At 39.1% G+C, this 2,701-nt stretch carries 3 protein-coding genes; 1 reads left to right on the top strand and 2 read right to left on the bottom strand.

Annotation, left to right across the window (positions count from 1 at the left end; translation table 11 throughout):
• Window positions 1-283: 283 nt before the first annotated feature.
• On the bottom strand, window positions 284-490 hold the full coding sequence (locus tag J8X26_RS23345) for an Hha/YmoA family nucleoid-associated regulatory protein (RefSeq protein ID WP_165060363.1): 207 nt from the start codon (window positions 488-490) through the stop codon (window positions 284-286).
• Between the two features lie 689 nt (window positions 491-1,179).
• On the bottom strand, window positions 1,180-1,809 hold the full coding sequence (locus tag J8X26_RS23340; protein ID WP_152323893.1) for a helix-turn-helix domain-containing protein: 630 nt from the start codon (window positions 1,807-1,809) through the stop codon (window positions 1,180-1,182).
• Between the two features lie 482 nt (window positions 1,810-2,291).
• Between J8X26_RS23340 and J8X26_RS23335 the strand changes: the two genes are divergently transcribed.
• Window positions 2,292-2,666 carry a hypothetical protein gene (locus tag J8X26_RS23335; RefSeq protein WP_208952092.1) on the top strand — a complete coding sequence of 125 codons (375 nt, stop codon included), beginning with the start codon at window positions 2,292-2,294 and terminating at the stop codon, window positions 2,664-2,666.
• The last annotated feature ends 35 nt before the right edge of the window (window positions 2,667-2,701 follow it).

Here is a 2,701-nt window from a genome sequence, read left to right as displayed (position 1 = left end):
TGTACGGATTACCTGAGGAAGTCGGCGACGAGGGGAGCTTTTATCTAAATCCGATTTATTCAACAAAGCCTTTCATCTGGAGAGAGAATAGCAGGGTCGGACTCCTTATCCAGAGAAAGGTATTCGTTTATAAACCACGTTCTGTACTCGTATTCATTCTTTAGAAGTTTCATCAGGTGTGCCTTTTGTAAATAGTATGATCCTCTTTAAAAAGAGACCTTTATGTAATGTTGAGATTAAAGAAATTAGATAATATTACGCAGAAGTTCCGAATGCGTGGCGATCATTTTACCAGTGACCATACACTGGCCGGGACTTTATCGAAATTTCTCCCTACAGTCAGTTCGGCTAACCGGTGGTCAACGGCAGAATAAAAAGCCTCATCCTGCGAAGCTCCGGTTTCATTATACTTGTGATACTCAATGATTTTTTCTAGTGTATCAATACGTTGGCATTGCCTGAGCTTTAACAACCAATCGAGTTTATTCATTTTAAGCACCTCACTTTAATAAAGTGTCAGTTTAAGAGAAGCGTATATTAAACCTTTAATACTTTTCCTGCTATTGGTGTTAATGAGTAAAAAAAACACCGCGATCCAATTTTGTACTATCGGTTCATTTATAGTCGAATAAACGATTGATGGGCGGGGGATACCTATGGATAATGCGTCCAACAGTTAAGTAAGAGTGTTGAAAAAAACTGTTAATACGTAGAGAGCAAACTTGCTGGCTTCTGTTAACAATAGTTGGATTCATTTATATCTGTCTTCTTGCTGTAATTTAAGAAAGTCTAACCGTTATTTAGGAAACGCCGGGGAATACCATATTGCATGGTAGTGCCAAACTATTTGGTCACTGGCAAAATTAATCACAAAGGAATATATCATGAAAAAGAATCTTATTGTTGCTGCTCTCGCGTCTTTATCCGTACTATTCTGTCGTTTACAATTTTGTTGCCAGGCTATACAGCGTTAATGGTAATACTTCCAGCGGGACATTCAGTAGCATTGTGCAGATGGGTTTTACCTACAATTAATGTTTCACAATGGATGCTATAGAACGAAAAACTATAGCATCCCTTTTATCTGGTCAGCCTTATCCGCAAAGATATCAGAAGGGACTTTTAGCGAACACATCATGCTGGTGAGCTCAGTTCCTGATAAATTCAAAAGAGCTCACGTTAAAATTTTTCAGGGAGATGATTAATTTTTATCAGCAAACCTCTTTTTACAATAATGTAGCCACCTTTATTAAGCTGAGCTAACATTTTCATAATCACGCTTCTTGACAAATTCGTTCTCTCTTTAATATATCTTTCCGCGGTTGTGGCGGCGCGTACTTCAAAATCTTCCTCAATTAAGCCACGGAGATAGTTACAAACAAGGGTGTAAGTCGGCACGGACGTGTTTTGCTGCAAATATTGCTGATACCGCGTAGCCATATACATCAGAAAGCGTGTGGTACTTTCCCACAGATTATTTTCGCCCACCGTATGCAGCACAGCATCGACAGGTGCAAGAATGTACCTGATAGGGCCAATCGCACGCACTGTCAGTGAATTGTCATCATGCCAGAAATCGCTTAGCCCCATGATCCCCGGCGCATTAAAGTCAGTAAACGTCAGCTCATCACTCCCGCGGTTAAGGCCACACTGTCCTTCAGCAAGCAGAAAACACATTCTCTGACCGTTGATATTGAGATTAAACCGGTCACCATTGCGTGCTTTAAGCAAAGGAAATGCGGGTTCAAGAGCATCTATAATTGCCTGAATGTGTTCAACAGGTTTTTCAGCATTTTTATGATTATCCAAAGGAATTTCCTCATTTCTCTCAACGCAGATGATGAGTATAGTTTAATTCGCGTTGCCGAAGGTCATGGCAACATAATTATTGTTGTTTTCCAACTCCTTATCAGTGTGCACCGGCACCTGAAGCACGCATGTCACACAATGACAGTCTTCCGTCCATCATCAGGGATGACGCCATAAAAAGTGTATTCTGCACCTAAAATGCAAATTTAATTTCAGGATCCAATTTTGGATGTAAGGTATATAACTGGCACGGGAATTTATTGAAGGAGGAAAGTCGTTAGAGCATAATGCCTGTGAATTAAACGGGGTTTGTTTATTTTTAAGAAAACATAAGATACTACTCTGTGATTATTTATTTTAAATCCAATGATATCCCATAAGCCATGGGGGCCAGATATTTGTCATTTTTCTAAACGTGATACTTCTGATAAAGGCAGGCGATATATAAATGGGGTATCTCATCATAACTCGGGGTAGAATATATGTATGATTATACTAAAACATTGTACCATAATTCACATCCTCAAGAAGTTGAAGATATTTTCAATTTCATCAAGGAGATTTGTCCCGTAAAAAAAGGGCGAGCGGGACAACGTTTTACATTGCAGCAAAATAATATAAAAATGTGCCTGATATTATATCAGGGCACATGTATTATTCGCAGAATTAAAGATTCCCTGGTGTTATCGACGATCAAAGCACCGAACATGGTAGGGTTGTATGATTTGTATCATGAGAAATCTGAGATACAGGTTATTGCAAACAGTGATATTGAATTCAGGTTGGTAAGCATCGAAGAATTATTGAAATACACCGATCAACAGGCTTTGTTGAATAAATCGAACTTTTTGCCGTAATCAGGATCAGATCACCACATTCTCGATCCTGTAGC

Source organism: Rahnella sp. ChDrAdgB13 (genome assembly GCF_017655185.1).
Classification (GTDB): Bacteria; Pseudomonadota; Gammaproteobacteria; order Enterobacterales; family Enterobacteriaceae; genus Rahnella; species Rahnella contaminans.
Note: the sequence above shows the minus strand (reverse complement) of the source record. Positions and strands in the feature narration are given on the sequence as shown.